The sequence below is a fragment of the Streptomyces sp. OfavH-34-F genome (assembly GCF_022347745.1).
In the GTDB taxonomy this organism is placed as follows: Bacteria; Actinomycetota; Actinomycetes; order Streptomycetales; family Streptomycetaceae; genus Streptomyces.
In genome coordinates this window covers 1-4,624 of the sequence record NZ_JAKRGC010000412.1, presented here as the reverse complement: position 1 = coordinate 4,624, position 4,624 = coordinate 1, and the positions used below count along the sequence as shown (strand labels likewise).

Below are 4,624 nucleotides of genomic sequence, written 5' to 3'. Positions count from 1 at the left end.
CTCGCCGTCCGCCCGCGCGAGCGCGAGCCCGAGCGCCACGAAGGCGAAGCCGAAGGCGTCACCGAAGAAGTCCGCGCCCGCGAGCAGGCGCCCCTCGGCGACGCCGTCCGCCCCGGCGAACCGGCCGCCGGCCCCGGACCGTTCCTCGCCCGGCCCCGCCTCGGAGGCGGAGCAGGTCCTGGCCCTGGTCAACACCGAACGGGCCCGGGAGGGCTGCGGTCCGGTCACCGGCAACGCGCTGCTGACGGCCGCCGCGCAGCGGCACTCCGAGGACATGGCCGCGCGGGACTACTTCTCGCACACCTCGCAGGACGGTTCCGGTCCGGGCGACCGGATCACCGACGCCGGCTACCGGTGGAGCACCTACGGCGAGAACATAGCCAAGGGCCAGCGCACACCCGCCGCCGTGATGGACTCCTGGATGAACAGCCCCGGCCACCGCGCGAACATCCTCAACTGCTCGTTCAAGGAACTGGGCGTGGGAGTGGAGGACAGCCCCGGCGGCATCGTGTGGACCCAGGACTTCGGCACGGGCCAGTGACGCGCGGACGGGCCCCCGGGTTCCCGGATCGCCGACGCCGAGAGCGGATTCGCGAGCGGTGAACGCCCCTGGTCCGCCGGTGCGGGCGCGTCTAGCGTGCCTGGCATGACCGACAGGGGACACGCATGGGTGCTGGGAGCGACGGGGCAGATGGGGCGCGCCGCGGTGCGCGCGCTGGCGGCGGACGGCTGGAAGGTGACGGCGGCCTCGCGCAGCGGGGGCCGCGTCGAGGGGTGGGACGGCGGGGTGCGGACGGTCGCCCTGGACCGTGACGAGGAGGGCGCGCTGGCGTCCGCGCTCGGGCCGGGCTGCGATGTGCTGGTGGATCTGGTGGCGTACGGGAGGACGCACGCCCGGCAGCTGACCGGCCTCGCGGACCGGATCGGGTCGGCGGTGGTCGTCTCCAGCGGGGCGGTGTACGCGGACGAGCGGGGCCGCAGCTTCGATACGCAGGGCGAGCCGGACGGGGCGCCCCGCTATCCGCTGCCGATCCCGGAGTCGCTGAGCACGGTGGAGCCGGGCGACGACACCTACGCGACGCGCAAGATCCGCCTGGAGTGCGATCTGCTCGCGGCCGGTGACACCCTCCCGGTCACACTGCTGCGGGCGGGCGCGGTGCACGGACCGCACTGCCGCACCCCGCGCGAGCTGTACTTCGTCAAGCGGGCGCTGGACGGGCGGCCCCGGCGGGTGCTGGCGTACGGCGGGGCCTCCCGCTTCCATCCGCTGCACACGTCGAACGCGGCCGAGCTGATCCGGCTGGCCGCCGCCCGGCCCGGTTCGCGCGTGCTGAACGCCGCCGATCCCCAGGCGCCGACGGTCGCGGAGATCGGCGAGGCGGTGGACGCGGTGCTGGGCCGGTCCACGGAGACGGTGCTGGTGCCGGGCGCCCCGCCCGCGGAGGGCGTCGGCGCGACGCCCTGGAGCGCGCCGCACCCCATCGTCTACGACATGTCGGCCGCCGCGCGGGAACTCGGCTACCGCCCGGTGACCGACTACGCCGCCTCACTCCCGGAGACCGTCGACTGGCTGGCCTCCCGCCTGGCGGACCGGGCCTGGCAGGACGCGTTCCCGGCGATGCTGCGCACGTACGGCACGATGCTGTTCGACTACGAGGCGGAGGACACCTGGCTGGCGGAGCACGACCGCAGGCCCTGACCGGGCCGGGCGCCGGGGCGCGGGCGACACGCCCGGTGGGTGCGGTGGGATTTCTCGCTCGACCGGCGTAGGAGTTCCCTCTTGCGAGCGACGGGCCGATTTGCGTTTTCCTGATGCACGCAAGGCGCGTCGCGTCGCGACAGCGCTGGTACGGGCACGGCCGCGGAAGCGTGCGGGAGCGTGGGGAAGGGGGCCGCCCACCTGAACGGACGACCCGGGGCGAAATTCACATATGGCTGTTTCATCTCGGAAATCCGGCACGAGGTGCGTCAAGATCCGTGGGACGACAAGCCCCCGCCACCGCGGCGGGGCGGTCCGGGCGGACGCCGAGTCCTGCCGCCGTCCGGATGACTGGTCGACAGGAGTGGATCGGCAGGAGTGGAGGACCCGAGCATCACGGGACCGCCGGAGCACCGGTTGTCCCTCGGGGTGAAGCCGCGACGCGCGGCCGGGCGACTTCGCCAGCCCGAACCCGACAGGCCATCCTTCACAGGCGGCTGACGAAGGGTTGCGCATGAGTGCGCAGGTTCATGTCCCGTCCCTGCTCGCCCGGGCCACCACGGCCTCGGTCATGACTCTCGTCGCGGTGGGCAGCACGCTGCTGATCCCCGGCACCGCTTCCGAGGCACAGGCGGCCGGCCACGCCGCCAAAGCGCTGAAGGTCGCCGCGTCGAAGAAGGGAGCGCCCTACCGGTGGGGCGCGACCGGGCCCAACAGCTTCGACTGTTCCGGGCTGACGCTCTATTCGTTCAAGAAGGCCGGCAAGAAGCTCCCCCGGACGGCCCAGCAGCAGTACAACCGGACCAGGCACATCTCGGCCTCCCAGCGCCAACGCGGTGACCTGGTCTTCTTCCACGCTGGAGGCGGCGTCTACCACGTGGGCATCTACGCCGGGAGTGGGAAGATCTGGCACTCGCCGAAGACCGGTGCCGTGGTCCGCCTGGAGAAGATCTGGACCCGGAGCGTGTACTACGGCCGGGTCGCCTGACGCGGGCCCCCGGGCCGGGCGCGTGCGGCGTCGGGGCTCGGGGGGCCGGGCGGGGCCTGCCACGGCAGCGTCACCCAGACGGTCTTGCCGCCGTCCTCGGTGGGGGTGACGGTCAGCCGGCCGCCGTACTCCTTGGCCAGCGTGCGGACGATGACCATGCCGCGGCCGTTGTCCTGCTGGACGGCGGCCGGCAGCCGCTGGGGCCTGCGGGGATGGCTGTCCGTCACCCCGAGGCGCAGCAGCTCCTGGCGTTCCAGGCGCAGGTCTACGGTGAAGGTGGGCGACATCCCGAAGGTGTGCAGTACGGCGTTGGTGGCCAGCTCCGAGAGGATGAGGCGGAGGGCGTCGGCGGCCTCCGCGCCGTCGGGCAGGCCCCACTCCGCGAGGACGCGGGCCAGGTACCGGCGGGCCGAGGAGACCGAGGCCGGCTCGCTCGGCAGGGTGACACGTGCTTCCTGATGGTCTGCCATGGCGAGCCGTCCCTTTCCCACCCGGTACCGGCCCGGCGAGCGGACCGGTTGTGCTTCGCGCCAGATTGCCACCGATGCTGCCCTCCGTGGTGGCGATCCACCAGGATATGCATATATCTGTAACTCAAACCGGTGAACTCTCCCCGCCCGCCCCCGCACGGGCGCGACACTGTCTCCTCGTCAGACAGCGGGAGGGAACGTCCAGATGCAGCACGGTCCAGCGGTTCGGCGCCGCAAGCTCGGGGAGGAACTGCGGAGCCTGCGGCACGCGTCGGGGCTCACCAGCCGGGAGGCCGCGCAGCTGCTCGGCTGGCACCAGTCGAAGGTGAGCAGGATCGAGACAGGTGTCAGCGGGGTGCGCCCGGATGACGTGAACCGGCTGCTGGACGCGTACGGGATGGACGACCCCAAGCTGCGCGAGGTGCTGGGGGCGCTCGCCGGTTCGGCGGGCGGGGGCGGCGCGGGCTGGTGGCACGCGTACCGCGGTCTGATCCCGCCGCAGTACCGCGACTTCATCAGTCTGGAGTCGCAGGCGCGGACCGCCCGCACGCTGGAGACCTCGGTGGTTCCGGGCCTGCTCCAGACGGCCGACTACGCCCGGGCGGTGACCAGGGCCTCCCTCGACGGGCTGCCGTCCGGTCAGCTGGACTCCCTGGTCGAGGTCCGGCTGACCCGGCAGGGGGTGCTGCGCAGCGATCCGCCGCTGCGGCTGAGCGCGGTGCTCGACGAGGCGGTGCTGCGCCGGGAGGTGGGTGGCCGAAGGGTGATGCGCCAGCAGCTGCGCCATCTCGCGCGGGTGGCCCAACTGCCCCATGTGCAACTCCAGTTACTGCCGTTCACGGTCGGCGGCTATGTGGGCCTCACCAGTCCTTTCGTTATCTTCTCCTTTCCGACCGCTTCTGACCTTGACGTGGTCGTCCTTGACCACTTGACGAGTAGCCTCTATCTGGAACGGAAAGAAGACCTTGCGGCGTACAGCGCGGCCTTCCGAACCCTTCAGGCCCACGCGTTGTCGCCCGAGCACACGCTGGACCTGATCGCCGCGATCGACCGCGGCGACCGGTGACCCCCCACCGCCCGGAGGAACCGTCATGTCCGATCGCCCCGCACAGCACGCGTTGAGGTGGCGGCGCAGCAGCCGCAGCACGGGTATGAACAACTGCGTGGAGACCGCCCCGTTCGAGGACGGGCGGCTGCTCGCCGTACGCGACTCCAAGGATGTGTCGCTCACCCCCCTGGAGTTCTCCCCCACGGCCTGGACGTCCTTCGTCTCCGGCCTGAAACGCTGAGGCGCCCCGCCGCCCCGCCGCCCCGCCGCGCGGACCGGCCCGCCGTCTCAGCTCTCCGGCGCGGTCCGCCGCACCGTGGCCACCGCCCGCCCGATCTGCTCGTCCGTCAGGTCGGCGCGGGCGGTGAGCCGCAGCCGGGAGATGCCGTCCGGGACCGACGGCGGCCGGAAGCACCCGA

6 protein-coding genes, 1 pseudogene and 1 riboswitch are annotated in these 4,624 nt (G+C 72.6%); of the genes and pseudogenes, 5 read left to right on the top strand and 2 right to left on the bottom strand.

The features are described from left to right. From MHW47_RS32255 to MHW47_RS32245, 3 genes are all read left to right on the top strand, one after another. Nucleotides 1-541, top strand: a 541-nt coding sequence (locus tag MHW47_RS32255; RefSeq protein WP_239227402.1) for a CAP domain-containing protein, incomplete at its 5' end; no start/stop codon positions are given. A 105-nt stretch (nucleotides 542-646) separates the two neighbouring features. Further along, nucleotides 647-1,699: an NAD(P)-dependent oxidoreductase gene (locus tag MHW47_RS32250; RefSeq protein ID WP_239227401.1), complete on the top strand. Its 1,053-nt coding sequence runs from the start codon at nucleotides 647-649 to the stop codon at nucleotides 1,697-1,699. Between the two features lie 327 nt (nucleotides 1,700-2,026). Beyond that, nucleotides 2,027-2,210: riboswitch (cyclic di-AMP (ydaO/yuaA leader) on the top strand. A gap of 3 nt (nucleotides 2,211-2,213) precedes the next feature. Further along, nucleotides 2,214-2,687, top strand: coding sequence for a C40 family peptidase (locus MHW47_RS32245; RefSeq protein ID WP_239227400.1), 474 nt, complete (start codon nucleotides 2,214-2,216; stop codon nucleotides 2,685-2,687). Here MHW47_RS32245 and MHW47_RS32240 read toward each other — a convergent pair. Further along, nucleotides 2,669-3,157: an ATP-binding protein gene (locus MHW47_RS32240; protein ID WP_239227399.1), complete on the bottom strand. Its 489-nt coding sequence runs from the start codon at nucleotides 3,155-3,157 to the stop codon at nucleotides 2,669-2,671. The two genes, MHW47_RS32245 and MHW47_RS32240, sit on opposite strands and share 19 nt — an antisense overlap. Nucleotides 3,158-3,362: 205 nt before the next feature. Between MHW47_RS32240 and MHW47_RS32235 the strand changes: the two genes are divergently transcribed. Together MHW47_RS32235 and MHW47_RS32230 are read left to right on the top strand one after the other, a co-directional pair. Then, nucleotides 3,363-4,223, top strand: a complete 861-nt coding sequence (locus MHW47_RS32235; protein WP_239227398.1) for a helix-turn-helix transcriptional regulator — start codon at nucleotides 3,363-3,365, stop codon at nucleotides 4,221-4,223. Between the two features lie 25 nt (nucleotides 4,224-4,248). Further along, nucleotides 4,249-4,446, top strand: coding sequence for a DUF397 domain-containing protein (locus MHW47_RS32230; protein ID WP_239227397.1), 198 nt, complete (start codon nucleotides 4,249-4,251; stop codon nucleotides 4,444-4,446). Nucleotides 4,447-4,493: 47 nt separating this feature from the next. On the opposite strand, the pseudogene MHW47_RS32225 reads toward MHW47_RS32230, so the two are convergent. Beyond that, nucleotides 4,494-4,624 (bottom strand): annotated as a pseudogene (locus MHW47_RS32225) (8-amino-7-oxononanoate synthase); the annotation flags it as partial.